Source organism: Serpentinimonas raichei, assembly GCF_000828895.1.
GTDB lineage: Bacteria > Pseudomonadota > Gammaproteobacteria > Burkholderiales > Burkholderiaceae_C > Serpentinimonas > Serpentinimonas raichei.
On the sequence record NZ_AP014568.1, the window covers coordinates 708,358 to 734,706 of the forward strand.

Annotated in this window: 21 protein-coding genes and 1 pseudogene; 12 read left to right on the forward strand and 10 right to left on the reverse strand. The window is 67.1% G+C overall.

Translation table 11 applies throughout. The annotated features are described in order from the left end of the window. Positions 1-22: 22 nt before the first annotated feature. Together SRAA_RS03375 and SRAA_RS03380 are read left to right on the forward strand one after the other, a co-directional pair. Entirely contained in the window at positions 23-1,438 is a 1,416-nt protein-coding gene (locus SRAA_RS03375) for an adenylosuccinate synthase (RefSeq protein WP_045530984.1), read from the forward strand. Positions 1,439-1,440: 2 nt separating this feature from the next. Continuing rightward, positions 1,441-2,688, forward strand: coding sequence for a PLP-dependent transferase (locus SRAA_RS03380; RefSeq protein ID WP_045530986.1), 1,248 nt, complete (start codon positions 1,441-1,443; stop codon positions 2,686-2,688). Here the strand turns inward: SRAA_RS03380 and SRAA_RS03385 are convergent. After that, positions 2,685-3,368 (reverse strand): arylesterase, encoded by a 684-nt coding sequence (locus SRAA_RS03385; protein WP_045530988.1) that lies wholly within the window; start codon positions 3,366-3,368, stop codon positions 2,685-2,687. The genes SRAA_RS03380 and SRAA_RS03385 overlap by 4 nt on opposite strands. On the opposite strand from SRAA_RS03385, the gene SRAA_RS03390 reads away from it, so the two are divergent. Together SRAA_RS03390 and rlmB are read left to right on the forward strand one after the other, a co-directional pair. Then, positions 3,367-4,056 carry an ABC transporter ATP-binding protein gene (locus tag SRAA_RS03390; protein WP_045530990.1) on the forward strand — a complete coding sequence of 230 codons (690 nt, stop codon included), beginning with the start codon at positions 3,367-3,369 and terminating at the stop codon, positions 4,054-4,056. The genes SRAA_RS03385 and SRAA_RS03390 overlap by 2 nt on opposite strands. A 46-nt stretch (positions 4,057-4,102) precedes the next feature. After that, positions 4,103-4,864, forward strand: coding sequence for a 23S rRNA (guanosine(2251)-2'-O)-methyltransferase RlmB (rlmB, locus tag SRAA_RS03395; protein WP_045530992.1), 762 nt, complete (start codon positions 4,103-4,105; stop codon positions 4,862-4,864). 9 nt (positions 4,865-4,873) lie between these two features. On the opposite strand, the gene SRAA_RS03400 is transcribed toward rlmB, so the two are convergent. Continuing rightward, positions 4,874-5,962, reverse strand: coding sequence for a quinone-dependent dihydroorotate dehydrogenase (locus SRAA_RS03400; RefSeq protein ID WP_045530994.1), 1,089 nt, complete (start codon positions 5,960-5,962; stop codon positions 4,874-4,876). Positions 5,963-6,086: 124 nt separating this feature from the next. Between SRAA_RS03400 and rpiA the strand changes: the two genes are divergently transcribed. Continuing rightward, positions 6,087-6,758 (forward strand): ribose-5-phosphate isomerase RpiA, encoded by a 672-nt coding sequence (rpiA, locus tag SRAA_RS03405; protein ID WP_045530996.1) that lies wholly within the window; start codon positions 6,087-6,089, stop codon positions 6,756-6,758. A 31-nt stretch (positions 6,759-6,789) separates the two neighbouring features. On the opposite strand, the gene SRAA_RS03410 is transcribed toward rpiA, so the two are convergent. The 4 genes and pseudogenes from SRAA_RS03410 to SRAA_RS03420 form a co-directional block, all read right to left on the reverse strand. Further along, a complete protein-coding gene (locus SRAA_RS03410; protein WP_476748573.1) occupies positions 6,790-7,827 on the reverse strand; it encodes a methyl-accepting chemotaxis protein in 1,038 nt (345 codons plus the stop codon). Between the two features lie 3 nt (positions 7,828-7,830). After that, positions 7,831-8,427: pseudogene (locus tag SRAA_RS12890) on the reverse strand (MCP four helix bundle domain-containing protein); the annotation flags it as partial. After that, the gene (locus SRAA_RS03415) at positions 8,384-10,594 is read right to left on the reverse strand and encodes a M3 family metallopeptidase (RefSeq protein ID WP_045531000.1); all 2,211 of its coding nucleotides are present in this window, start codon (positions 10,592-10,594) and stop codon (positions 8,384-8,386) included. The pseudogene SRAA_RS12890 and the gene SRAA_RS03415, both read right to left, overlap by 44 nt. 7 nt (positions 10,595-10,601) lie before the next feature. Next, positions 10,602-11,087, reverse strand: a complete 486-nt coding sequence (locus SRAA_RS03420; RefSeq protein ID WP_045531003.1) for a YhbY family RNA-binding protein — start codon at positions 11,085-11,087, stop codon at positions 10,602-10,604. A 17-nt stretch (positions 11,088-11,104) separates the two neighbouring features. Here SRAA_RS03420 and SRAA_RS03425 point away from each other — a divergent pair, with 17 nt between their 5' ends. The 6 genes from SRAA_RS03425 (at position 11,105) to SRAA_RS03450 (ending at position 18,833) form a co-directional block, all read left to right on the forward strand. Then, positions 11,105-11,830, forward strand: a complete 726-nt coding sequence (locus SRAA_RS03425; protein WP_045531005.1) for an RlmE family RNA methyltransferase — start codon at positions 11,105-11,107, stop codon at positions 11,828-11,830. A 130-nt stretch (positions 11,831-11,960) separates the two neighbouring features. Then, a complete protein-coding gene (ftsH, locus tag SRAA_RS03430; RefSeq protein ID WP_045531007.1) occupies positions 11,961-13,877 on the forward strand; it encodes an ATP-dependent zinc metalloprotease FtsH in 1,917 nt (638 codons plus the stop codon). 107 nt (positions 13,878-13,984) lie between these two features. After that, positions 13,985-14,785: a dihydropteroate synthase gene (gene folP, locus SRAA_RS03435; protein WP_045533212.1), complete on the forward strand. Its 801-nt coding sequence runs from the start codon at positions 13,985-13,987 to the stop codon at positions 14,783-14,785. 35 nt (positions 14,786-14,820) lie between these two features. Next, positions 14,821-16,152 (forward strand): phosphoglucosamine mutase, encoded by a 1,332-nt coding sequence (gene glmM, locus SRAA_RS03440; RefSeq protein ID WP_045531009.1) that lies wholly within the window; start codon positions 14,821-14,823, stop codon positions 16,150-16,152. Between the two features lie 129 nt (positions 16,153-16,281). Next, positions 16,282-18,357 carry a polyphosphate kinase 1 gene (ppk1, locus tag SRAA_RS03445; protein WP_045531011.1) on the forward strand — a complete coding sequence of 692 codons (2,076 nt, stop codon included), beginning with the start codon at positions 16,282-16,284 and terminating at the stop codon, positions 18,355-18,357. A 2-nt stretch (positions 18,358-18,359) separates the two neighbouring features. After that, on the forward strand, positions 18,360-18,833 hold the full coding sequence (locus SRAA_RS03450) for a SixA phosphatase family protein (RefSeq protein ID WP_034109825.1): 474 nt from the start codon (positions 18,360-18,362) through the stop codon (positions 18,831-18,833). Here SRAA_RS03450 and SRAA_RS03455 read toward each other — a convergent pair whose 3' ends face one another. Next, on the reverse strand, positions 18,834-20,318 hold the full coding sequence (locus SRAA_RS03455) for a Ppx/GppA phosphatase family protein (protein ID WP_045531014.1): 1,485 nt from the start codon (positions 20,316-20,318) through the stop codon (positions 18,834-18,836). A 123-nt stretch (positions 20,319-20,441) separates the two neighbouring features. Between SRAA_RS03455 and dusA the strand changes: the two genes are divergently transcribed. Next, positions 20,442-21,491: a tRNA dihydrouridine(20/20a) synthase DusA gene (gene dusA / locus SRAA_RS03460; protein ID WP_082039883.1), complete on the forward strand. Its 1,050-nt coding sequence runs from the start codon at positions 20,442-20,444 to the stop codon at positions 21,489-21,491. Positions 21,492-21,529: 38 nt separating this feature from the next. Here the strand turns inward: dusA and SRAA_RS03465 are convergent, their stop codons facing one another. From SRAA_RS03465 to SRAA_RS03475, 3 genes are all read right to left on the reverse strand, one after another. Then, complete coding sequence (locus SRAA_RS03465; protein ID WP_045531016.1) at positions 21,530-23,092, reverse strand: FGGY-family carbohydrate kinase; 1,563 nt, start codon at positions 23,090-23,092, stop codon at positions 21,530-21,532. 61 nt (positions 23,093-23,153) lie between these two features. Then, positions 23,154-24,731, reverse strand: coding sequence for a glycerol-3-phosphate dehydrogenase/oxidase (locus SRAA_RS03470; RefSeq protein ID WP_231849322.1), 1,578 nt, complete (start codon positions 24,729-24,731; stop codon positions 23,154-23,156). Next, positions 24,731-26,347 (reverse strand): FAD-binding oxidoreductase, encoded by a 1,617-nt coding sequence (locus SRAA_RS03475; RefSeq protein WP_045531020.1) that lies wholly within the window; start codon positions 26,345-26,347, stop codon positions 24,731-24,733. Before SRAA_RS03475 ends, SRAA_RS03470 begins: the two co-directional genes overlap by 1 nt. Positions 26,348-26,349 lie beyond the last annotated feature (2 nt).

Sequence of the window (26,349 nt, forward strand, 5' to 3'; positions counted from 1 at the left end):
GCCAGGCTTGGAACCGAACCCTATGAGCGCATCCCCTTTTCAGGCCCGTCCAGGGCGCAACGTGGTCGTCGTCGGCACCCAGTGGGGCGACGAGGGCAAGGGCAAACTGGTCGACTGGCTGACCGAAACCGCGCGCGGCGTGGTGCGTTTCCAGGGCGGCCACAACGCCGGTCACACGCTGGTCATCAACGGCGTGAAAACGGCGCTGCACCTCATCCCCAGCGGCATCATGCGCGCCGGTGTGGTGTGCTACGTGGGCAACGGCGTGGTGCTGTCGGCGGGCAAGCTGCTGGAAGAGATCACTGGCTTGGAGCGCGCCGGGGTCGAGGTGCGTTCGCGCCTGCGCGTAAGCGAAATCTGCCCCTTGATCCTGCCTTTTCACGCCGCGCTGGATGTGGCGCGCGAACAGGCCAAAGAGCGCGCCGGCACCGCCAAGATCGGCACCACCGGGCGCGGCATTGGCCCGGCTTACGAAGACAAAGTGGGGCGGCGCGCGCTGCGCGTGCAAGACCTGCGCCAGCCCGAGCGCTTTGCTGCCAAGCTGCGCGAGCTGATGGGCTACTACAACCAGCAACTGGCGGTGTTGGGCAGCGCCGAAGTCGATTGGGCGGCTTGCGGCTGGTTGCAGGATCAGCCACTGGCCGCCTTCATGCAGGGCGGGCAGATGCAGTTCGAGCCGGTGCTGGCGCAGGCGCTGCAACACGCCACGCTGCTGGCGCCGATGGTGGCCGACGTCTCGCGCGAGCTCAACGAGGCGCACCGGCGCGGCGTGAATCTGCTGTTTGAGGGCGCCCAAGGCACCTTGCTCGACGTGGACCACGGCACCTACCCCTTCGTCACCTCCAGCAGTTGCGTGGCGGGCAACGCGGCTGCGGGCGCGGGCGTCGGGCCGGGGCTGCTGCACTACGTGCTGGGCATCACCAAGGCCTACTGCACCCGCGTCGGCGGCGGCCCGTTCCCGACCGAGCTCGACTGGCAGACCGAAGGCACGCCGGGCTGGCACATGGCCACCGTGGGGGCCGAAAAAGGCACCACCACCGGGCGCTCGCGCCGCTGCGGCTGGTTCGACGCCGCCTTGCTCAAGCGCTCGGCGCAGGTCAATGGCCTGAGCGGACTGTGCATCACCAAGCTCGACGTGCTCGACGGCCTGCCCGAGCTGCAACTGTGCGTGGGCTATCGGCTCGACGGCGAGCTGATCGACCTGCTGCCCTTGGGGGCCGACGAAATCGCGCGCTGCGAGCCGATCTACGAAACGCTGCCGGGCTGGAGCCAGCCTTCGGCGGGCGTGACGCGCTACGAAGACCTGCCGCCCAACGCGCAGCACTACCTGAACCGCATCGAGGCCGTGACCGGGGTGCCGATCCACGTCGTCTCCACCAGCCCGGACCGCGACCACACCATCTTGCTGCACCACCCCTACCACGGCGCGGCGGTGTGAGCATGGTGCAGCCCCGGCCTGAGGAGCCGGATCAGTCTGGTGCCAGTGCCCTGCAACCGGCCAGCGCGCTCATCCACCACCCCTACCAGCCGCCGCCGGGCTTTGATGTCCTACCGCCGGGGGTGTTCAAGGCCTCGACGGTGTTTTTCCCCAACGTGGCGGCGCTGCGTGCGCGCCAGTGGAAAGACAAATCGGGCTACACCTACGGCCTGCACGGCACCCCCACCACCTTCACGCTGGAGGAGCGCATCGCCAGTCTGGAGGGCGGCGCGCACTGCCTGCTGTGCCCGAGCGGGCTGGCGGCGCTGGCGCTGGTGAACCTGGCTTGCTTGCAAGCCGGCGACGAGGTGCTGCTGCCCGACAACGCCTACGGCCCCAGCAAAGAGCTGGTGCGCGCCGAGTTGCAGTCCTGGGGCATCGCGCACCGCATTTACGACCCGATGCAACCGACCGATCTGGAGGCGCAGATCGGCCCCGCTACGCGCCTGGTCTGGCTCGAAGTGCCGGGGTCGGTCACGCTCGAATACCCCGACCTGCCAGCCCTGATGCGGGTGCTGCAAGCCGCCAACGTGGGCCGGTCGCGCCCGATTGTGAGCGCGCTCGACCACACCTGGGGCGCAGGCATCGCCTTTTGCGGCTTCGATTTTGGCGTCGATGTGGTGCTGCAAGCGCTCACCAAATACCCCAGCGGCGGCGCCGACGTGCTGATGGGCTCGGTGGTCACGCGCGACGCCGCGCTGCACCAGCGCCTGCTGCACACCCACATGCGCCTGGGGCTGGGGGTGGGGGCCAACGACGCCGAACTGGTGCTGCGCGGCCTGCACACCTTGCACCTGCGCTACCACGCCCAAGACGCCAGCACGCGCGCGCTGGCGCACTGGATGCAGCAGCAGCGCGGGGTGGCCCAGGTTTGGCACCCGGCGCTGCCCGGCTCGCCCGGTCACGCGCACTGGCAGCGCGACGCCCGTGCCGCCGCCTGCCTGTTCACGGTGCTGTGGCAGCCGCACATCCGGCCCGAGCAGATCGACGCCTTTTGCGACCGGCTGCGCCTATTTCGGATTGGCTACAGCTGGGGCGGCCCCATCAGCCTGTGCATGCCCTACGACATGCCGGCCATGCGCAACAGCCCTTGGCCGCAAACCCCACAAGCGGCCTACGGCCCGCGCCTGGTGCGGCTGGCGGTGGGCCTAGAGGCGCAGCCCGACTTGCAAGCCGATCTGGCGCAGGCGCTGGCGGCGCTGGACGACTAAAGCAGCGGGCGCAAGTGCGGCCAGACCTGCTCCAGAATGATAGGTTGCGCCGCCTCATTGGGGTGGATGCCGTCGCTCTGAAACAGCTCGGTCGGGTCGGCCCGGTCGGCCACGCCCTCGAGCATGAACAGCATCAGCGCGGCCTGTTCGGCTTGCGCGATGTCGGTGAACAGCCGCCGAAAATCCTGCCGGAAGCGCTCGCCAAAGTTGGGCGGCACGTCGATGCCCAGCAGCAGCACCCGGGCTCCGGCGGCGCGGCTTTCGCGTGCGATGGCGCGCAGGTTGTCGCTGGTTTGCGTCAGCGGCAGACCGCGCAGGGCGTCGTTGGCCCCCAGGGCGATCACCACCACCGCCGGCTGGTGCGTGCGCAGCAATGCCGGCAGGCGCGAGCGCCCGCCGGCCGTGGTCTCGCCGCCGATGCTGGCGTTGAACACCTGCATGGAGCGGCCCTCGCTGGCCAGCCGCTGCTGCAGCAGCGCGACCCAGCCGCTGCCCCGGCGCAGCCCGAACTCGGCGCTGAGCGAATCGCCCAGCACCAGCAGCTTGGGTGCGGCGGGGGCGTTGGCGGCCGCAGCCGGGTTGGCGTGCGCCACAATCGGTGCCAGCGATAGCCCCAAGGCAGCGGCCGCGGCGGCGCAGGCGTTAAAGTGGCGGCGGTTCCAAACTAAAGGCGGTTTCATGGCAGATGCAGTGGTAGCGGTACAGGGCTTGAGCAAATCGGTGACGGACTCCGGCGGCGTGCTCGACATTTTGTGCGACATTGATTTTGAGTTGCAACGCGGGCAGACGGTGGCCATCGTTGGGGCCTCGGGGTCGGGCAAGAGCACCTTGTTGGCGCTCATGGCTGGGTTGGATACGCCCACCCGGGGCACGGTTCGCATCGACGGAACCGATATTTTCGCACTCAATGAAGACCAGCGTGCGGCGCTGCGCGCGCACAAGGTGGGTTTCGTGTTTCAGAGCTTTCAGTTGCTCGGCAACCTGACGGCGCTGGAAAACGTGATGCTGCCGCTGGAGCTGGCCGGACGGCGCGACGCCCGCGCGGCCGCCACACAATTGTTGCAGCGCGTGGGCCTAGGGCAGCGTCTGGGGCACTACCCCAAGCTGCTCTCGGGCGGCGAGCAGCAACGGGTGGCGCTGGCACGCGCCTTCGTGGTGCAGCCGGCGCTGCTGCTGGCCGACGAGCCCACCGGCAGCCTCGACTTTGCCACCGGCGCGCGCGTGATGGAGCTGATGTTCGAGCTCAACCGCGAGCAGGGCACCACGCTGGTGCTGGTCACGCACGACCGCGCCATTGCGCAGCGCTGCCAGCGCCTGATCACGGTCGAGGCCGGTCGGGCGCTCGAGGTGGCCGAGGCACCGGCCTAGGGTGCACGACCTAGGGTGCAGGATGGGTGGCGGATAATCGGTCCCCATGTCTGAAAATAAAGTGCTGTTCGGCTTCCATGCCGTCGGGGTGCGCCTGAAAATCGCACCTGCCTCGGTGATCGAGGTCTTGTTCGACCCCACCCGCCGCGATGCGCGCATGAAGGGCTTTCTGGAGCGCGCCCGCGAGGCCCAGGTGCGCCTGATCGAGGCCGACGCCCTGCGCATCGCCAAACTGGCCGGCAGCCACGGCCACCAGGGCGTGGCGGCGCGGGTGCTCGCCGTGCCCAGCGCGCGCTCGCTCGACGAGTTGCTCGAGCGCCTGGAAGCGGCGGCCAGCCCCGACAGCCCCCCCACCCAGCCGCTGCTGCTGGTGCTCGACGGCGTGACCGACCCGCACAACCTCGGGGCCTGCCTGAGGGTGGCCGACGGGGCCGGGGTGCACGCCGTGATCGCACCCAAAGACCACGCCGCCGGCATCAACGCCACCGTGGCCAAGGTGGCCAGTGGAGCGGCCGACACCGTGCCCTATTTCATGGTCACCAATCTGGCGCGCACCTTGGGCGAGCTCAAGGAGCGCAACATTTGGGTCGTGGGCACCAGCGACCAGGCCCCCAAAACGATCTACCAAGCCGATTTGCGCGGCCCGCTGGCCCTGGTGCTGGGGGCCGAAGGCCAGGGCTTGCGCCAGCTCACCAGCAAAAGCTGCGACGAACTGGTGCGCATCCCGATGCACGGCGCGGTGGAAAGCCTCAACGTGTCGGTGGCCAGCGCGGTCTGCCTGTTCGAGGCGCGGCGTCAGCGCGGTTAAGGCAGGCGGTCAGCGAGCCGGCGCCGGGCGTTGCAGGCTGGCCAAGGCGCGCGCCACTTCGGGCACCAGCGCCGGGCCGCGGTAGATCAGGCCGGTGTAGAGTTGCACCAAGTCGGCCCCGGCTTGGAGCTTGCTCTGCGCGTCGGCCCCGCTTTGCACGCCGCCCACGCCGATGATCGGGAAATCTGGCCCCAGGCGCTGGCGCAGCGCGCGCACCACGGCGTTGCTGGCTTGCAGCAGCGGCGCGCCCGATAGCCCGCCGGCCTCGTCGGCGTGTGGCTGGCCTTGCACGGCGCTGCGGCCCAGGGTGGTGTTGGTGGCGATCACGCCGTCCATGCCGTGGCGCAGCAAGGCGGCGGCGATGGCCTCGATTTGCTCGGCCTCCAGGTCGGGCGCGATCTTGATGAACAGCGGCCGGTACACGCCGCTGGCGGCGCTCAGTTCGGCGCGGCGCTCGGCCAGCGCGGCCAGCAACTGCTCCAGCGCGGCGTCGCTTTGCAGGGCGCGCAGGTTTTGCGTGTTGGGGCTGGAGATATTCACCGCCACGTAGTCGGCATGGGGGTAAACGGCCTCCAACGCCGCGAGGTAGTCGTCGCTGGCGCGCTCGATCGGGGTGGCGGCGTTTTTGCCGATGTTTAGGCCCAGCACCAGCGCGGGCGCTGCGCTGTCGGGGGTGGTGGGGCGCTGGGCGCGCAGGCGGCTGCGCCGCACGTTGGCCACGAAGGCCGCCAGCCCCTCGTTGTTGAAGCCGAGCCGGTTGATCAGCGCCCGGCTCTGGGGCAGGCGAAAGATGCGCGGCTTGGGGTTGCCGGCTTGCGCCAGCGGGGTCACGGTGCCGACTTCGACGAAGCCAAAACCGAGCGCGCCCCAGGCGTCGATGCAGCGCGCGTTTTTGTCCAGCCCGGCCGCCAGCCCGACGCGGTTGGGAAAGCGCAGCCCGGCCAGCGTGAGCGGGTCGTCGATGCGCGGCTGCGCCGCCAGCGCCAGCAGCGGCGTGTGCTGGATGCGCTCCAACTGCGCCAGCGTGAGCTCGTGCGCGGCTTCGGCGTCGAGGCGGAACAAAAAGGGGCGCAGCAGCGCGTAGGGCAGCAAGGACATGGGGATAATGCGGTTTTGGATGGGATGCAGGGTGCAGCCGTGGGCCCGATTGTCCCAAATCGGCGGCTGCGCTTGCCACGCACGCCTGCCACAAGCCCCTAAACGCACCTCTCACCGATACAGCATGAACCAGGATCAACTCAAAACCCTCGTCGCTCAGGCGGCGCTGCAATACATCGAGCCGGGCCAGATCGTCGGCGTGGGCACCGGCTCGACGGTGAATAAGTTCATCGACGCGCTGGCCACGGTGAAGCAGCGCATACGGGGGGCCGTCTCCAGCTCCGAGGCCTCATCGGAGCGCCTGCGTGCGCACGGCATCGCGGTGCTGGACGCAAACGCGGTTGAGTCGCTGGCGCTTTATGTGGATGGGGCCGATGAGATCGATCCGCACGGCTGCATGATCAAGGGCGGCGGCGCGGCGCTGACGCGCGAAAAGATCGTGGCCGCGCTGGCCGAGCGCTTCATCTGCATCGCCGACGAGAGCAAGTACGTGCCGGTGCTGGGCCGCTTTGCGCTGCCGGTGGAGGTGATCCCGATGGCGGCGCAGCAGATCGCGCGTCGCTTTGCCGCACACGGCGGCGTGGCCACGCTGCGGCTGCAAGGCGGCCAGCCCTTGCGCACCGACAACGGCCAGCACATCTTGGACGTGACCGGGCTGTGCATCGACGAGCCGCTGGCCTTCGAGAGCGAGGTCAACAACTGGCCGGGCGTGGTCTGCGTGGGCGTGTTCGCGCACCAAAAGGCCAGCGTCTGCCTGCTGGGCACGGCCGAGGGGGTTCGGACGCTGCGGTTTTGATGGGGCGGCCGCCCGCGCGCGGCCCGGGTGCTTACACGCGCCGCAAGTCCGCAGCGCCCTCGGTGTGAAAGGCCCCCATGGTCTCATCCAAATCATGCGCCTGATCGCGCAGCCGGGCAGCCGTTTCTTGTGAGTGCTGCACCACGGTGGCGCTGCTGCGCGCCGATTCGTGCAGCGAACCCACAGCGCGGTCCAGTTCCTGTGCGCTGGCGCGCTGCTGCACCGTGGCTTGGGCAATGGAGCCCATCAGGCGCGAGAGCTCATCGACCGACTCCACCACCCGCTGCATGGTCTGGCCGGCGTTTTGTGCGGCTGTTGATCCGGTTTGCACGCGCTGGGTCGAGGTTTCGATGAGTTGCTTGACTTCGCGCGCCGCCTGCGTGCTGCGCTGCGCCAGCGAGCGCACCTCGCCGGCCACCACGGCAAAGCCGCGCCCGGCCTCCCCGGCACGGGCCGCTTCCACGGCGGCGTTGAGGGCTAGGATGTTGGTCTGGAAGGCGATGCCGTCGATCACGCTGACGATCTCGGAAATGCGGCGCGAAGCCTCGTCGATGCGCTGCATTTCTTGCACCACCTCGGTCACGGCTTGCCCGCCTTGCGAGGCGATCTCGGAGGCCTTGCCGGCCAGGCGGCTGACGTTGTCGGCGTTGCGGGCGCTCGATTCGATGGCGCCGGTCATGCTGCGCGCGTGCTCGGCGCTGGACTCGATAGCGCCGGCTTGCTGGTCGGTGACGGTGCGCAGATCGGCGCTGGATTGGTCCAGCGCCGCCGCTGCGCTCAGCACCTGGTTGGAGGCTTGGCGCACTCTGGAGACGACTTCGTTGAGGCGCCGCTCCATGTCTGCAATGGTGGCAAACAGCGAGGCAAATTCGTCGCCCCGGTTGGGGGGATCGGTTTCGGTGGAGCGGGCGTTGGCGATGCGGTGTGCGACCCGCTGCGCGCGGGCAAAAGAGGAGCGCATGGTCTGCATGAAGGAGCGCGCATGGTGGGCGGCAATCAGGAACACCAGCGCGGTGAGGATGGCCAAGGCCAACTTGGTGTTGAACGTGATGCGCTCGGTGCTTAGCATGGCGCCATCAACCTTTTCCTGCTGCAACTGGCGCTGCTGGGCCATGCTTTGCAGCATCCGGTCGCGCGCCGGCACCAGATCGGACTGCAGCAGCGCCAGAGCGCCGGCATTGTCGCCGGCCCGGATGTTGGCTGTCACCTGCTGCGCCAGCCGCCAAAAATCATCATCCGCAGAGCGGATTTGGGCAAAAATCTCGCGCTCGCGCTCGGTGTCGATGGCGGCTTCAAACTGCTGCAGCAGTGCGAGTTTTTCGTCCCTGAACACCGCGATGCGATCCAGCGCTTGTTGCTTGGCGGCGGCATCGCTGACCAGCAGGGCTTGGCGTGCTTCGAGTGAGATGCGAAACATCAGCACCTGGGCGTCGGCAATCCGCTGCACCTGGGGCATGTGGCGCTGCGCCAAGCGCTCGGAATGGTTGCCGAGGTGGCTCAAGGTGACCCAACTGGCCACAGAGGTGAGCGCCAACGTGGAAAACAAAACCACGATGATGAAAACCAATTTGCGGCCAAGGGAGGGCAAAGGGGCAGCTGAAACGGGTGTGTTCATGGTCGCAAGTTCAGGCTGAAGCTGGCGCAGCCGTGTCTGTGAGCGCATCCGCATCCGCCATGCCTTGGTGGCGCAGCAGCGCGTCGAGGCGCGGCTCGCGGCCCCTGAAGGCCTTGAAGGACTCCAGCGCCGGGCGGCTGCCGCCCACTTCGAGAATGGTCTGGCGCAGGCGGCGGCCGGTGGCGCGGTCAAGCACGTTGCCGCTCTGGCCGTGCTGGCCGTTTTGGCTGGCAGCGGCTTCTTCGAAGGCAGCGTAGGCGTCGGCGCTGAGCACCTCGGCCCACTTGTAGCTGTAGTAGCCGGCTGCGTAGCCGCCCGCAAACACGTGGCTGAAGCTGTGCGGCATGCGGTGGTAGGGCGGGGGTTCGAGCACGGCGACTTCGGCGCGCACCTGCGCCAGCAAGGCCATGTAGTCGTCGCTGCCGTCGGCATTTTTGGGCGCGCCGCCGCTGTGCAGCAGCAGGTCGAACAGGGCGAACTCGACTTGGCGCAGCGTTTGCAGGCCGCTCTGGAAGTTTTTGGCGGCCAGCATCTTGTCGAACAGCTCGCGCGGCAACGCCGCACCGGTATCGACATGCGCGCTCAAGTGGCGCAGCACCTCCCACTCCCAGCAGAAGTTTTCCATGAACTGGCTCGGCAGCTCGACGGCGTCCCATTCGACGCCGCTGATGCCGGCCACGTCGCGCTCTTCGACTTGGGTCAGCAGGTGGTGCAGGCCGTGGCCGAATTCGTGGAACAGGGTGATCGCATCGTCGTGCGTGAGCAGCGGCGGCTGGCCGTTGACGCCTTCGGCGAAGTTGCACACCAGGTGCGCCAGCGGGGTTTGCAGGCCGGTGCCATCGGGGCGGCGCCAGCGCGCGCGGGCGTCGTCCATCCAAGCGCCGCCGCGCTTGCCGCTGCGTGCGCCGGGGTCGAGGTAGAACTGGCCGATCAGGGTGGGGGCGGCGCTGGCGGCCGCCGGGCGTTCGATGCGAAAGAACTGCACCCCGGGGTGCCAGGTGGGGGCCCGGTCGGGCAGTATGCGCACCTCGAACAGGGTTTCGATCAGGCCAAACAGCCCTTCGAGCACCTTGGGCGCGGTGAAATAGGGTTTGACTTCCTGCTCGCTGTAGGCGTAGCGCGCCTGGCGCAGTTGTTCGCCGATGTAGGTCCAGTCCCAGGCTTGGGGGTCGGGCAGATCGAGCTGCTCGGCGGCAAAGGCGCGCAGGTCGGCCAGGTCGCGCTGGCCCCAAGGGCGGGCGCGCGCCGCCAGTTGGCGCAAGAAGGCGATCACTTGCTCGGCGCTGTCGGCCATTTTGGGCGCCAGCGAGACGGCGGCGTAGTGCGGGTAGCCCAGCAGTTGCGCTTCCTCGTGGCGCAGCGCAAGAATCTGGCTGATCAGGGCGCTGTTGTCGAAGCGCGCCGGGTGGGCGGCGGCGTCGGGGGCCTCGCCAGAGTCGCCCAGCTCGCTGGCGCGGGTGGCGTAGGCGCGGTAGAGGCGCTGGCGCAGCTCGCGCTGGCGCGCAAACTGCATCAGCGGCAGGTAGCAGGGCAGTTTGAGCGTGAGCAGGTGGCGCTCGGTGTGGCCTGCGGCCTCGGCAGCGGCGCGGGTGGCGGCCAGCACATCGGGCGGTACGCCGTCGAGCTCCTCGGCGCTGGCCAGGTACTGCCAGGTGTCGGTGGCGTCGAGCAGGTTTTCGCTGAACTTTTGCTGCAACTCGGCCAGTTGTTCTTGGATGGCGGCAAAACGCGCCTTGTCCGCGCCTTGCAGTTCGGCTCCGCCGAGCACGAAGTCACGCAGGGCGTGCTGGCGCGCTTGGGCCTGCTCGGGCGTCAGGCGGGCGGGGTCGAGCGCTTTGTAGAGCGCGTACAGGCGCTCGTCGCTGCCCAAGCCGGTCCAGAAAGCGGTCACGGGGGCCAGCATGGCGTTGTAGGCGGCGCGCAGCTCGGGCGTGTCGGCCACGGCGTTGAGGTGGCTCACGGCGCTCCAGGCGCGGCCCAAGCGCTCGGTGGCCACGTCGAGCACGGCGGCTATGCCCTGCCAGTCGGCTACAAAGCCGGGCGCCGTGACTTGCTCCAGCGCGGCCTGGGCCTGTTGCAGCAACTGCTCGATCGCCGGCTGCACGTGCTCGGGCCGGATGGCATCGAAGCGCGGCAGCGCGCTGCCGTCCAGCAGCGGGTTGGTGGCCGCGTCGGGGGCGGTTGTGGGCGTGGTCGGGGTGGTGCAGGGGCTGGCAGGCATGGGCACCTCAGCGCGCCTGGCTGGCTTTTTTCACGCTCACGGGCCCGGTTGGGCGCGAGCGCTTGACCAAGCCGCCCGGCGTGAGGCGCTGGTTGCCCAGCACGCGCACGGTTTTCACTTCCGGGCGCTGGCCGCCTTTTTTGCTGTATTTGAGCACCTTGTAGTCGCGTGGGCCGGGTTTGCGCTCTTCGTCCGGGGCGGCGGCTTTTTCTTTGGGCGGCAGCGGGCGCCAGAGCACCAGCAGCTTGCCGATGTGCTGGATCGGGGCGGCGTTGAGCTCGGCCGCCAGCGTGTGCAGGTAGGCATCGCGCTGGTGGCGGTCGTCGTTGAACACGCGCACCTTGATCAGGCCGTGCGCTTTCAGGGCGGCCTCGACTTCTAGCGTGACGGCCGGGGTGAGGCCCTCGTGGCCGATTTGCACCACCGGTTCGAGGTGGTGCGCGTCGGCGCGGTGTATTTTTCGGGCGGCGGGGGTGAGTTCGATTTGAGGCATGGGACAATTATCCCCGCATGAAGGTCAAAACACAAAGCAAGAAGGTCAATAAGGCGTGGCTGAACCAGCACGCCAACGATCCGTGGGTCAAACTGGCCCAAAAGGAAGGCTACCGCGCGCGCGCCGCCTTCAAACTACAGGAAATTGATCAGACTCTGCACCTGGTGCGTCCCGGCCAGTGCATCGTCGATCTGGGTTGCGCGCCGGGGGCCTGGTGCCAGTATCTGCGTCGCCGGCTGGCCCCAGACGGGGCGGCGGCGGGGGCGCTCAAGGGCCGCATCATTGGCATCGACCTGCTGCCCATGGAGCCCATCGAGGGGGTGCAGTTCATTCAGGGCGATTTTGGCGACGCGCAGCTGCTGGCGCAGTTGCAGCAGGCGCTGGCCCAGCCGATGCCCGCCGTGGGTGGCGCCGAGTCGGCTGAGGCTGCGCCCACCCGCGCAGCTGAAGCCGCGCTGCGCCCGGTCGATCTGGTGCTGTCCGACATGGCGCCCAACCTGTCGGGCATCGAGGGGGTGGATGCGGCGCGCATCACGCACCTGGTGGAGTTGGCGCTCGATTTTGCCCGCAGCCAACTCAAGCCCGAGGGGGCGCTGGTGGCCAAGGTCTTTCATGGCAGCGGCTACCAGGAGCAGGTGCAGGCGTTTCGGGCTGCGTTTAGGCAGGTCAAGGCGATCAAGCCCAAGGCCTCGCGCGACAAATCTTCTGAAACCTTTTTGATCGGCCTCGGTCTGAAAGCATGAGTGGCGCATCGTTGTCGTTTTCTATCCTCTTCATGCAGATGGATTTGTGCACCCGAAAGCGGGGCACGGCCTTGAAAGACCTAAAATGGCCCCGCATGTGGGGCGCACATATTTCTAGCAGGAGTTTGCCTTGAACAACCAGTGGTTTGCCAAAGTGGCGGTGTGGATGGTGGTGGCCATGGTGCTGTTCACCGTCTTCAACCAATTTCAAGGGGCGCCCACGGCCGGGGCCACTGCGCTCGCCTACTCCGATTTTCTCGACAAGGTGCGCACCAGCCGCATCCAGAGCGCGACCATCCAAGAAGGCCCCAATGGCACCGAGATCACCGCCGTCACCACCGACGGGCAGCGGGTGCGCACCCAAGCCACTTTTCTGGATCGGGGCCTGATCGGCGACTTGGTCGCCCACAACGTGCGCTTCGACGTGCAGCCGCGCCAAGAGGCCTCGCTGCTGATGACGATTCTGGTGAGCTGGGGCCCGATGCTGCTGCTGATCGGGGTCTGGATTTATTTCATGCGCCAAATGCAGGGCGGTGGCAAGGGCGGTGCCTTCAGCTTTGGCAAGAGCAAGGCGCGCATGCTCGACGAGAGCGCCAACACCGTCTCCTTTGCCGATGTGGCCGGCTGCGACGAAGCCAAAGAGGAGGTCAAGGAGGTGGTTGACTTCCTCAAAGACCCGGCCCGCTTCCAAAAGCTGGGCGGGCGCATCCCACGCGGGCTGCTGTTGGTCGGGCCGCCGGGCACCGGCAAAACCCTGCTGGCCAAGGCCATCGCGGGCGAGGCCAAGGTGCCGTTTTTCAGCATCTCGGGTTCCGACTTTGTCGAGATGTTCGTCGGCGTCGGGGCCTCAAGGGTGCGCGATATGTTTGAGCAGGCCAAGAAAAACTCGCCCTGCATCATCTTCATCGACGAGATCGACGCCGTGGGGCGCCAGCGCGGCGCCGGCCTGGGCGGCGGCAACGACGAGCGCGAGCAGACCCTCAACCAGATGCTGGTCGAGATGGACGGCTTCGAGACCAACTTGGGCGTGATCGTGATCGCCGCCACCAACCGGCCCGATATTCTCGATGCCGCGCTGCTGCGCCCAGGGCGCTTCGACCGCCAGGTCTATGTCACGCTGCCCGACATCCGCGGCCGCGAGCAAATCCTCAACGTGCACATGCGCAAAGTACCGCTGGGTGCCGATGTGAGCGCCAGCGTGATCGCGCGCGGCACCCCCGGCATGAGCGGGGCAGATCTGGCCAACCTGTGCAACGAAGCCGCGCTGATGGCGGCGCGCCGCAACGCACGCCTGGTCGATATGCAGGACTTCGAGAAGGCCAAGGACAAAATCCTCATGGGCCCCGAGCGCAAGAGCATGGTCATGCCCGAAGAAGAGCGGCGCAACACCGCCTACCACGAGTCCGGCCACGCCCTGATCGGCAAACTGCTGCCCAAGTGCGACCCGGTGCACAAAGTGACCATCATCCCGCGCGGCCGTGCCTTGGGCGTGACCATGAGCCTGCCCGAAAAAGACCGCTACAGCTTCGACAAGCACTACATGCTGAACCAGATCAGCATGTTGTTTGGCGGCCGCATCGCCGAAGAGGTGTTCATGAACCAGATGACCACGGGTGCTTCCAACGACTTCGAGCGCGCCACCCACATCGCGCGCGACATGGTGATGCGCTACGGCATGAGCGACGCGCTCGGCCCCATGGTCTATGCCGAAAATGAGGGCGAGGTGTTCTTGGGCCGCTCGATCACCAAGACCACCAACATCAGCGAAGAGACCATGCGCCGCGTCGATGCCGAGGTGCGCCGCATCATCGACGAGCAGTACGCGCAGGCGCGCAAGCTGATCGAAGACAACGCCGACAAGATGCACGCCATGGCCAAGGCGCTGCTGGATTGGGAAACCATCGACAGCGAGCAGATCGACGACATCATGGCGGGCAAGCCGCCGCGCGCACCCAAAGACTGGACGCCACGCAACCCCAGCGTGGACGGTAGCGGTGGCGGTGGTTCGGCCGCAGCCAAGCCCGAGCCGGCCCCAACGGCGGCCTGAATAGCGGCGCAGTGGTGGTGGGGGCAGCAGGCGCAGCCGCAACGGGTGGCGCGCCAGCCATCTGGCAGACCAGCCGCTTTGCGCTCTCGCTGGAGCGCCCGCTGGTGATGGGGATACTCAACCTCACACCCGATTCCTTCTCCGACGGCGGCCAGTACCTGCGGCCCGAGGCCGCCTTGCGCCAAGCCGAGCGCCTGCTGGCCGAAGGGGCCGATGTGCTCGATCTGGGGGCCGAGTCCACCCGGCCCGGTGCCACCCCGCTGCCGCTGGCCGACGAATTGCAGCGCCTGCTGCCGCTGCTGCGCGAGTTGCAGCGCTGGCAGGTGCCGCTTTCGATCGACACCTACAAGCCCGAGGCGATGCAAGCCTGCCTCGACTTGGGGGCCGACATCATCAACGACGTCTGGGCGCTGCGCCACCCGGCACAGCACGGCCCCAGCGCTGAGGCGGTGCTGGCGCAGCACCCCAACTGCGGCGTGTGCCTGATGCACATGCACCGCGAACCGCAAACTATGCAGAGCGCACCCATGAGTGGCGACGTGCTGCCTCAGGTGCGCGACTTTTTGCTGGGGCGCGCCCAAGCGCTGCAAGCGCGCGGGGTGGCGCGCGCGCGGATCGTGCTCGACCCCGGCATCGGCTTTGGCAAAACGGTGGCGCAAAACTTTGCCTTGCTGGCGCGCCAGCGCGAGCTGCTGGCGCTGGGCTACCCGCTGCTGCTGGGGTGGTCGCGCAAATCGTCGCTGGGCGCGGTCACGGGCTGTGAGCAAGCAGCCGAGCGCCTGCCCGCCAGCGTGGCCGCTGCGCTGCTGGCGCTCGAGCGCGGGGCCAGCGTTCTGCGCGTCCACGATGTGGCACCCACGGTGCAGGCGCTCAAGGTGTGGCAGGCGATGCGCCAGCAGGCTGGATAATCCGTGCTTTTGCAAGCTTGGGAGCAGCCCGTTTTATGAGCAGACAATACTTTGGCACCGACGGCATCCGCGGCACGGTTGGCCAGCCGCCCATCACCCCCGACTTCGTGTTGCGCCTGGCCCATGCGGTTGGGCGCGTGCTCAAGCGCAGCCAGTCGCACCCCAAGGTGCTGATCGGCAAAGACACGCGCATCTCGGGCTATATGCTGGAGTCGGCGCTGGAGTCGGGCTTTAACTCGGCCGGGGTCGATGTGGTGTTGCTGGGTCCGCTGCCCACGCCGGCGGTGGCCTACCTGACGCGGGCCCAGCGCGCCAGCCTCGGGGTGGTGATCTCGGCCAGCCACAACCCCTTTGCCGACAACGGCATCAAGTTTTTCAGCGCCCAGGGGGCCAAGTTGAGCGACGAGTGGGAGCTGGACGTCGAAGCCGCGCTGCGCCAGGAGCCGCAGTGGGCCCCGTCGGCGCAACTGGGCAAAACGCGGCGCCTGGATGACGCCGCCGGGCGCTACATCGAGTTTTGCAAAAGCACCTTTGGCACCGAGTTGAGCTTGAGCGGGCTCAAAATCGTCGTCGATGCGGCGCATGGGGCGGCCTACCACATTGCGCCCAAGGTGTTCCACGAGCTCGGGGCCGAGGTGATCGAGATCGGCTGCCAACCCGACGGCTACAACATCAACCACGAGGTGGGGGCCACGCACCCGCAGGCGCTGGTGGCGGCGGTGGGCCAGCACCGCGCCGACCTCGGCATCGCCCTCGATGGCGACGCCGACCGCCTGCTGCTGGTCGATGCCAAGGGCCGGCTCTACAACGGCGACGAGTTGCTGTATCTGCTGGCCGACGACCGGCTCGGGCGCGACGAGGTGGTGCCCGGTGTGGTCGGCACGCTGATGACCAATATGGCGGTTGAGCTGGCCTTGCAGGCCAAAGGGGTGCCGCTGCGGCGCGCCCAGGTGGGCGACCGCTACGTGCTCGAAGAGCTGCAACGCCAGCGCTGGCCGCTGGGCGGCGAGGGCTCGGGCCATTTGCTGATTCTCGATAAACAGACCACCGGCGACGGCATCGTGGCCGCCCTGCAAGTGCTGCAGGTGTGTGTGCGCAGCGGCCAGTCGCTGGCGCAGTTGCTGCAAGGGCTGACATTGTTTCCGCAAACCCTGCTCAATGTGCGGCTGCAAGCGGGGCAGGATTGGAAAACCCACGCCGCGCTGGCGCGCACCCTGGAGCAGGCCGAGGCCGCGTTGCAGGGCCAAGGGCGGGTGCTGATCCGCGCCAGCGGCACCGAGCCGCTGCTGCGCGTGATGGTGGAGGCGCGCGAGACCGCGCTGGCGCAGAGTTGGGCCGAGCGGCTGGTGGCCAGCCTGAGCGAGTAGCGCGCTGGCGCCTGATCGAACGGGCGTGCAAAGCTTGGTACTCGGGTTTACGCGTAGTTGTCACATTTTCATGTGCGCGCCGTTCCATAATCGAACGATATGATTTTCAGGGAATCGAAGCGCAGACACATGAGTACCTCCACCCCGACCCCCAAACACGGATTTCTCGACCGCGACCAAAGCATTCTGGCCTTCAATGAGCGCGTGCTGGACTGGGCCCGTCGCCCTGCCGTGCCCTTGCTGGAGCGGCTGCGCTACCTGACCATCGTGTCATCCAATCTGGACGAGTTTTTCGAGGTGCGTTTTGCGCCGCAACTGGCGGCCTTTGTGAGCAACGAGCAGCGCGGGGCCATCACCGCACAGACCTTCCGCGAGGTCGCGGCCAAAGTCCATGCTTTGGTCGATCTGCAATACATGATTCTCAACGAGGAGCTGCTGCCCATACTCGAAAAGCGCGGCATCAAAATCGTCGCGCACAGCGAGCGCACCCCAGCCCAGCGGCGCTGGGTCAAGGAATACTTCGCCACCGAGGTGCAGCCGCTGCTGCTACCGATCGGGCTCGACCCCTCGCACCCCTTTCCGCAGGTGGCCAACAAGTCGCTCAACTTCATCGTGCGCTTGGCCGGTCGCGATGCCTTTGGGCGCGAAAACGAAGTGGCCATCGTCAAAGTTCCGCGCTCGCTGCCGCGTTACTTGCGCATGCCGGGTGCGCGCAACAGCAAGAACGCCTGCTTCATTTCGATTTCGAGCCTGATCCGCTCGCACCTGGGCGATTTGTTTCCGGGCCGCAGCGTGACCGAGTTTTCGCAGTTTCGCGTCACGCGCCACTCCGATCTGGCGGTCGATGAAGAAGAGGTGAAAAACCTGCGCACGGCGATGCGCCTGGGCCTGACGCGGCGCCACTACGGCCAGGCGCTGCGGCTCGAGGTCTCGGCCGGGTGCTCCGAATTTTTGTCCGATTTTTTGCAGCTGCAGTTCAACCTACCGCCCGAGTGCCTGTTCCGGGTCTCTGGGCCAGTCAATCTGGTGCGCATGACGCAACTGATCGATCTGCTTGAATTGCCCGCCTTGCGCTTCGAGCCCTATCTGCCCGGTTGGCCGTCGCAACTGGTGCCGGGGCAGTCCTTCTTCGAGCGCCTCAAAAAAGGCGATGTGCTGATCCACCAGCCCTACGAGAGCTTCGACGCCGTGCTGGCCTTCTTGCGCGAGGCGGTGGAAGACCCGCAGGTGCTGGCGATCAAGCAAACCATTTACCGCACCGGCAGCAAGGGCGAGATGGCCGACTTGTTGCGCGAGGCGGTGCGCCGCGGCAAGGAAGTCACGGCGGTGGTCGAGCTCAAGGCGCGCTTCGACGAAGAGGCCAACATCAACCACGCCGAGCGGCTGGAGTCGGTCGGGGCGCAGGTGGTGTATGGCATCGTCGGGCTCAAAACCCACGCCAAGATGCTGCTCATCACGCGCCGCGAAGAAGGGCGGCTGGTGCGCTACGCCCACCTCTCGACCGGCAACTACAACCCAGGCACCGCCAAGCTCTACACCGATTTCAGCTACCTCACGGCCGATGAAGCGCTCACCAGCGACCTCGATCAGGTGTTTTTGCACTTGGCCAGCCAGAGCCGCCTGCCCCGGCTACACAAAGTGCTGGCAGCCCCGTTTTACCTGCACAAGGGCATGCTCGAGCGCATCGAGGCCTGCGTCGCAGCGGCCAAACTGGGGCAAGAGGCGCGCATCATCCTCAAGACCAACGCCCTCACCGACGAGCCGCTGGCGCGTGCGCTGGCGCACGCCTCGCAGGCCGGGGTGCAGATCGACGCCATCGTGCGCGGGGCCTGCATTCTGCCGGCTGGGGTACCGGGCTACACCGAGAACGTGCGCATCCGCTCGGTCATTGGGCGCTTGCTGGAGCACTCGCGGGTGTTTTACTTTCGCTATGGCGAGCAAGAAGAGCTGTGGCTGTCCAGCGCCGACTGGATGAACCGCAACATGCTGCGCCGCATCGAGTTGGCGTGGCCCGTAACCGACCCGGCGCTGCGCCAGCGCGTGATGGAAGAGGGCATCCACCAGTACCTGCACGACAGCCGCGATGCCTGGCTGCTAGAACCCGATGGAAGCTACTCGCGCGCCGGGGTGCATCAGGGGCGCGGCCGCAACCCGCTGCATTCGGCCCAAACGGCCCTCATGTCCCGTCACGGGAGCAAAGGATAAGCATGGACTTGATACTCTGGCGCCACGCCGAAGCTGAAGACCTGGAGGAAACCGAGGAGTTGTGCGGGGCCGACCTGTCGCGCCGCCTCACGCCCAAGGGCGAGCGCCAGGCGCTGCGCATGGCGGCCTGGCTGGATCGGCAACTACCCGAAGGGGTGCGTGTTTTTTGCAGCCCGGCGGTGCGCACCGAACAAACCGTGATCGCGTTGGGGCGCAAATACAAGGCGCGCGAGGAACTGCGCCCCGATGGCAGCGTCGATGAGCTGCTGCAACTGGTGCAATGGCCCGAAGCGCGCCAACCCGCCTTGATCGTCGGGCACCAGCCCACGCTGGGCCGCACGGTGGCGCGTCTGCTCGATTGGCGCGAAGAAGACTGCTCGATCCGCAAGGGTGCGGTGTGGTGGTTGCGCCAGCGCGAGCGCGATGGCCAACTGCAAACCGTCATCGTGACGGTGCAGACGCCAGAGCTGCTTTGATCAGCGCAGGTCCAGCTCCAACGCCCAGTGCGTTTTCTGCCACATCAGGGCCTCTTCTTCCAGCAACCAAGCCGATTGCGGGTGCAGCTTCGCCCAGCCCGGCACCGCGCTGAATTTGAAGCAGCCCGCCTTGTAGCCCAGCCGCAAAGCGGCGGTGTCGGGGTCGGTGCGGGCGTGGCAGAGCAACACCGCCAGCCGCAGGCACATCAGTTGCTTGGCAAACAGCTCTTCTTGCAGTTCGGCCTCGAGCTTGCGCAGCTTGCCGCGTTGGCCCAGCACCAAGCGGCTCATGCGGTGCAACTCGGGCATCGAAAAGCCCGGCGCATCCACATGGTCGAGGATGTAGGCCCCGTGGCGGTAGGCGCCGCTGTGCGAAATGTGGGTGCCGATCTCGTGCAGGCGCGCCGCCCAGTCGAGCTTGCGCGAGTAGCGGCCGTTGAGCGGGTCTTCGTCGGCCACTTGCGCAAACAGCCGCACCGCCAGCGCCGCCACGCGTTTGGCCTGCGCCTGGTCGGTGGCGTAGCGCTCACCCAGCCAGCGCACCGTGCGCTCGCGGATGTCGGTCTGGCCGCTCTCGCGGTCGATCAGGTCGAACAGCGCACCCTGGCGCAGCGCGCCGTAGGAACGATGCAGCGTCTGCAGGTCGAACAACTCAAACAGCGCGTGCAGCACGCTCAAGCCGCCACACAGCACCGGGCGGCGGTCGTCGCGCAAGCCCTCCAGTCGCAACTCGTTGACGTTGCCAGCGCGCAGCAGGCGCTCGCTGAGCCAATCCAGCCCGGCGCGGCTGATGACATCGGACTCGAAGCCGTTGAGGGCCAACATTTCGCACACCGCCCCGGCGCTGCCCGAGGAGCCGTAAGCCACTTGCCATTCGGCGGCGGGAAAGGTCTCCAGCGCTTCGTCCAGCACCGCCTTGGCGGCGATGACGGCGGTGCGCAGCATGGGTGCGGTGTACTGGCCGCGCGCAAAGTAGCGCTGCGTCCACGAAACTGAACCCAGCCGGTAGGATTCCATGCGCAAGGGCTCGTGGCCTTGGCCAAGGATGATCTCGGTTGAGCGCCCGCCGATGTCGATCACCAGTCGGCACTCGTCCGACTGCGGCAGCAGGTGCGAGGCCCCTTGGTAGATCAGGCGCGCCTCTTCGTGGCCCGAGATCACATCGATGGGAAAACCCAGCACCGCCTGTGCCTTGCGCAAAAAATCGTCGCGGTTGCGCGCTTCGCGCAGGGTCTGGGTGGCCACGGCGCGCACCTGGGTTTTCTTGAAGCCCTGCAAGCGTTCACCAAAACGCGCCAGGCATTCCCAGCCGCGCTCCATCGCCGTTGGGCTCAGGTTTTTGTACTCATCGAGCCCGGTCCCCAGTCGCACCGGCTCCTTGAGGTACTCGACCCGTTCCACGTGGCCCGAGTGGTAGCGACCGATCTCCAGCCTAAAGCTGTTTGAGCCCATGTCCACCGACGCCAAAAGAGTTCCGTTGTCCATAATGGTATTTACCTATTCGGGGCAAGCATACCACCGGCTGGGCGGACCCTTGTGTCTTGGGTGCTGCGTCTATCCGTTGCGCGTGCTGTAATTGGACTTGATAGATCTTCACGCTTTGCTTCTATGTCTGGTCCTGCTTACCCGTCCACCGCCGCCTCGTCGCGCGCACCCGACTGGCGCGCCTGCGTGGCCCCGATGCTGGACTGGAGCGACCGGCACTGCCGCTTCCTGCACCGCCTGCTCACCCGGCGCGCCCGCCTCTACACCGAGATGGTCACCACCGGCGCCTTGCTGCATGGCGACGTGCGCCGCCATTTGGTCTTCGATGCTGCCGAGCACCCGCTGGCCTTGCAACTGGGCGGCAGCGAGCCGGCCGAACTGGCCCAGTGCGCGCGCCTGGGGCAGCAGTGGGGCTACGACGAAATCAACCTCAACTGCGGTTGCCCGAGCCCGCGGGTGCAGCGCGGCGCCTTTGGGGCTTGCCTGATGGCCGAGCCGCAGCGCGTCGCCGATTGCGTGCGCGCCATGCGGGCGGCGGTGGACATCCCGGTCACGGTCAAGCACCGCATCGGTCTCGACCAAGAGCAAAGCTACGGCTTTGTGCGCGATTTCGTGGGCACCGTGGCCGAAGCGGGTTGCACGGTTTTCATCGTGCATGCGCGCAGCGCCTGGCTGCAGGGCCTGAGCCCCAAAGAAAACCGCGCGCTGCCGCCGCTGCGCTACGAGGTGGTGCAGCAGCTCAAGCGCGATTTTCCGGCTCTCACGCTGGTGCTCAACGGCGGCTTGCAGACCGCGCAGCAGATGGCCGAGCAGTTGCAACACCTCGATGGCGTGATGATTGGGCGCAGCGCCTACCACCAGCCTTGGGATTTGAGCCGCTGGGATGAAATCTTTTACGCCGCCGCGCCCTTCGATTCAAACCGCGACGCGGTGGAAGCAGCCATGGTGGACTATATGGAGCGCGAAGCCTTGCAGGAAGGCACGCACTGGTACGCGGTGGCGCGGCATCTGCTGGGCCTGCGCCACGGCCAGAGCGGGGCCCGGCGCTGGCGCCAGGTCTGGAGCGACCACCGGCTCAAAGACCTGCCGCCACGCCACGTCTGGCGTTTGGCCCAGCAAGCCTTGCAGCCCACCCACGCCCCCACAGCATCGCAGCCGTGCCTTGCGATCTAAGCCATGAGCAGCGCCACCTACCCCGACGTCTCCTTTTTTCAATCGTGTGAGGGGTAGCCGGTGATGGTGCGGATCTCGCGGTATAGAGGCTGTAGACGATCGTACATGCGACAGTACACGCGCTGGTAGAGCTGCTCGTAGGTGTGGGCGTGTTCGGGCGCGGGGGCAAAGGTCTGGCCAATGCGCGTCATGGTGCGCACGGCGGTGGCGAAGTCGGGGTGCAGCCCCAGGCCTACGCTGGCCAAGATGGCCGCACCCAAGCCGCTGGTCTCATACAGGTGCGGTCTCTCACAGGGCAGGTTGAAGATGTCGGCGGTGATCTGCATGGCCGCATCGCTCTGTGAGCCGCCGCCTGAGACGCGCACGCGTTCAATGCGTTGGCCACCGCGTTTTTCGATGCGCTCCTTGGCTTCGCGCAGCGCGTAGGCCAAGCCTTCAAGGATGGCGCGGTACAGGTGGGCTCTGGTGTGTATATCGCCAAAGCCGATCACGGCGCCCTTGGCCTCGGGGCCCGGCACCTTGATGCCAGGGTTCCAAAATGGCTGCAGCATCAGGCCCTGCGCACCGGGTGGCACGGCGTTGACCAATTCATCAAACAGGCTCTCGGGGGAAACGCCGCGCTCTTGCGCAAGCAGTTGCTCGTGCTGGCCGAATTGTTCCTTGAACCAGCTCACCATCCAAAAACCCCGCGTGATTTGCACTTCGGTGTTGTAGTGCCCCGGCACGGCCGCTTGGTAGGGCGGGATGAAGGGTGTGGCCTCCAAATAGCGCCGCATGGTGATGTTGATGGTGGCGGCCGTGCCGTAGGAGAGGCAGGCGATCTCGGGCGTGAGGCAGCCCGCGCCGATCACCTCGCAGGCCTTGTCGGCCGCACCCGCCACCACGGGCAGGCCGAAGGGGATGCCGGTCGCGCTCGCGGCCTGCGGGGTGACTTGGCCGATGACGGTGCCCGCATCCACCAGCTCGGGCAGCATGCTTGGGCGGATGGGCAGGGCGTGCCACTTCCAGTCGTACGACGGCGCCCAGCGGCCTTTTTTGTAGTCGAACGGTACATAGCCTACTTGCGAGGCCACCGAATCAACAAAACGCCCCGTGAGCTGGTGGTTCAGGTAGCCCGAGAGCAGCAGAAATTTGTCGGTGCGTGCCCAAAGATCTGGCTGGTGCTGCACGATCCAGTTCGCCTCGGCCTCGCGCTGGAAGTGGCGCACGGTGTCGCGCATGCCGATGGCGGCGAAGGCTGCCTCCCACCACCATGGCAGGCGCGGGGCGTGCTGAGCGCGGCGCTGGTCGAGCCAGATCATTGAGGGACGCAGTGGCTGTCCATCGGTACCGAGCGACACGGTGGTGCCGCGCTGTGTGGTGACCACGACCCCGGCGATGGAATTTTTCGGCACGGCGGTGTTGGCCCACAGGCGCTGGCAGGCCTGGCACAGGGTTTGCCAGAAGGCTTCGGGGTCGTTCTCCATCCAGCCGGGCTCGGGAGAACGGTAGGTGGTGATGGCCACTTGCGCCTTGTCCACCAAGTTGCCGTGCAGATCCAGCAGCAGGGCGCGCACGCTCTGCGTGCCGTTGTCGATGACCAGCAGGTAGGGTTTGGTCATGGGGCCTCCTCGATTTTTGTAGCTGCGGGCGCTTGACGGATGAGCGTTTGCGGCTATTTTTTTATTCAAATTCTGGCAGCATGGTGCCCGGCAGCTGGTAGTGCGCGGTGATGAGAGCGCGGTAGCGGACGGTTTCCTCTTGCCAGCGCGCATCGCTCCAAGCCAAGTCCGGTGCGCAGAGCCGCCGGATGCGTGGCAGCAGCGCCAGCGCGCCGTGGGGCAGCAAAATGCCCAGCCGCGTTCGGCGCAGCAGCAGGTCGTCCAAGTGCTCCACGGCCTCGTAGCGGGCGGCCACGGCCAGCTCCAGCCACAAGGTGGAGGTGCCGGGGATGCCATGCAGGTTTTCTTGGTGAGCATCGGCGCACAGGGACGCGGCCAAGCTGCCGTAGCGCCCCTGCAGGCGCTGGCGCACACTTGCACACCAACGCGGGTTCAATGGGCTGGCTGGGGTGAACACGGGCGCATCGGTGCGCGTGAACGGTTTTCCCACGTGCGGCGCGGCCAAGGCCAGTGCATCCTGCGCCATGAGGCGGAAGGTGGTGAGCTTGCCGCCGGTCAGCGTGACAAGGCCAGACTCGTCGCGCACCACATGGTCGCGCGAGGCTTTGGAGGCATCTTTTTGACCGCCGTCGATGACTGGGCGCACGCCGGCGTAGCAGGCGCTGACGTCCGCCGGGGTAAGGCGGGCACCCGGAAACTGGTCGTTCACGGCCTCGATCAGATAGATCACCTCTGCCGGTGTGATGCTGGCCTCGGTGTCGAGTGACTCATCGTGGTCCAGGTCGGTGGTGCCGATCAGCGTGGCACCCTCCCAGCAGTAGAGGAAAACCGGGCGGCCATCGCGTGGGTGCATGAGGCTGATGCTCTGCGCCACCGGCAGGCGCCAGAACGGCACGAGGAGGTGGCTGCCGCGCAGCGGGCGCAGGATGGGCCTGCTGCCCAACCCGGCGCGTAGCCGGTCGGCCCAGGCGCCGGTGGCGTTGACCACAGAGCGGGCCCGCACCACATGGCTGCGCCCGCCCAGCGCATCCTGCAGGTCGAGGCCGGTGATGCGGCCGCCCTCCAGCCGCAAGGCGCGTGCGGCCAGGTAGTTGAGGGTGGTGGCACCCAGCAGCCGCGCCTCTTGCAGCACCCGCAGTACCAGCCGGGCGTCGTCGGTTTTGGCGTCTTGAAACACCAGCGCTCCGCGCAGTCCAGGAGGCGCCAAGCCGGGCGCCAACGCCTGTGTGGTGGCGAGGTCGGCATGAAAATGGCTGCGCTGTCCGGCCATGAGGTCGTACACCGACAGCCCGGTCTGCATCAGCCAGCGCCCAGGCTTGCGGTCGGGGCAATCGGCAAATAAAAAGCTTTGCAGCTCCACCAAGCCCGGGGCTTCCTGTAGCAGGCGCTCGCGTTCGCGCACTGAATGCAGCGTGGTTTTGAGGTCACCTTCTTTCAGGTAGCGCAGTCCACCATGCACCAATTTGGACGAACGGCTGGACGCGCCCCAAGCGAAGTCGCGCTGCTCCACCAGCAGCACGCTCCAGCCCCTTCGTGCCGCCTGCTGCGCCACGCCCGCGCCGGTGATGCCGCCGCCAATGACGACGATATCCCACTCTTGGGCTTCGATCTGCGCCAATGCCTCGGCGCGCGGGAGCATCAGTCCGCCCATGGCCCACCGTCCTGCAGCAGCTTGCCGGGGTTCATGATCCCGTGCGGGTCGAAATGGCGGCACAGCCCGGCCAGTGTCGCCATGCCCAGCGGGCCTTTCTCGTCGACCAGGTGTGTGGCGTGGTCGCGCCCCACGCCGTGCTGGTGGCTCACGGTGCCGCCGTGCGCGGCAATCTGCTCGGCGACGGCGCGTTTGAGCGTCTGCCAGCGCTCGAAATTGGGCGCGAAGCCGCCGGGTGCGGTGGGCCAGACGTACTGCGAATAGATGCTGCTGCCCTGCGGGTATACGTGCGAAAGGTGGGTAAAGGCATGCACCGGCGTCCCAAAGCGAGCGAACGCCTCGCGCCCTGCCTGCTCCATGGCGTGCATCAAGGACTTCACTTGGGGCCAATCCACCGCCGTCTCGATGGTGTCGACGCTGTAGCCTTGGTCCCACAGCGTGTTGCGCAGGTAGGGTCCCTTGAACCGATTGACCGCCCACTTGCTCCCCATGGCTGGGCCGATGTAGACCGCGCCGTGGCGGCGCAGCTCTCGCCGGGCCTCGCCCAGTGCATGGCGCGCGGTGGCCGAGTCGGCGGTCACGCCCAGCATCAACAGGCATTTGTTTGCACCGCAGCCGCGCCAAGCCAAGTAGCGCTGCAGCAGCCCGATCAGGCGCTCGTGGCCAGCCAGCGTGAGGTTGGTTTCGGTCTCGATGCGGTTGGACAATCGCAGCATCGACAGTGGCAGCCGCCGCTGCGCCAGTGCGCGCACGGCGGCCTCGGCGCTGTCCCAGTCTGGTAGGAAAAGGGCGTGGAAACTTTCGTGCTCGGGCAGGGGCGAGATGCGCACCGTGACCTCGGTCAGGATACCGAAGCGCCCCTCGGAACCCAACACGATTTCGCGCAGATCTGGGCCGGCGCTGGCAGCGGGCAGGGTGGGAAGCACCAGCGGGCCCACGGGCGTCTCCATGCGTCCGCCCGCGAAGAGCTGCTCGATGCGCCCATAGCGCAGCGACTGCTGGCCGCTGGAGCGCGTGACCACCCAGCCGCCCACAGTGGAATATTCAAACGACTGCGGAAAATGACCCAACGTGTAGCCTTGGGCGCGCAGTTGGGCTTCTACTTGCTGCCCTGGAGTGCCTGCGCCGAAAGTGGCGAGCAGGCTGGTCTTGTCCAGGTGCAACAGGCGGTTCATGCGTGTCAGGTTGACCGAGAGGATGGGCCGCTCGCTCAGGGGACAGTCGAGGTGTCCCGACACGCTGGTGCCGCCGGCGAACGGGATCACAATCCAGCGCTGTGAGTGCGCCAAGTCCAGGAGCGTGCGCACCTGCTCGCCCGATTCCGGGAACGCCACACCATCGGGCACCGGGGGAAGCTGGCCGAAGCGCTTGCGGATCCAGTCGGCGTAGCTCTCGCCCAGCCCCACGGCTAGGCGCGAAGAGGCATCGTGCTGGATCAGCGGGTGCTCCAGCAGGCGCGAAGCCGGAATGCGCGGCAGCAGGTCTTCGCGCTTGGCGTCCTGCCCTGGTTGGCCTGGTCCGAGGCGCTGGGCCAGCATGGCACGTGCACCTTCGCCCAGGTTCATCGAGGTGGATTCGTCGCCCCAGCCGTTCCATCGCCGCATGA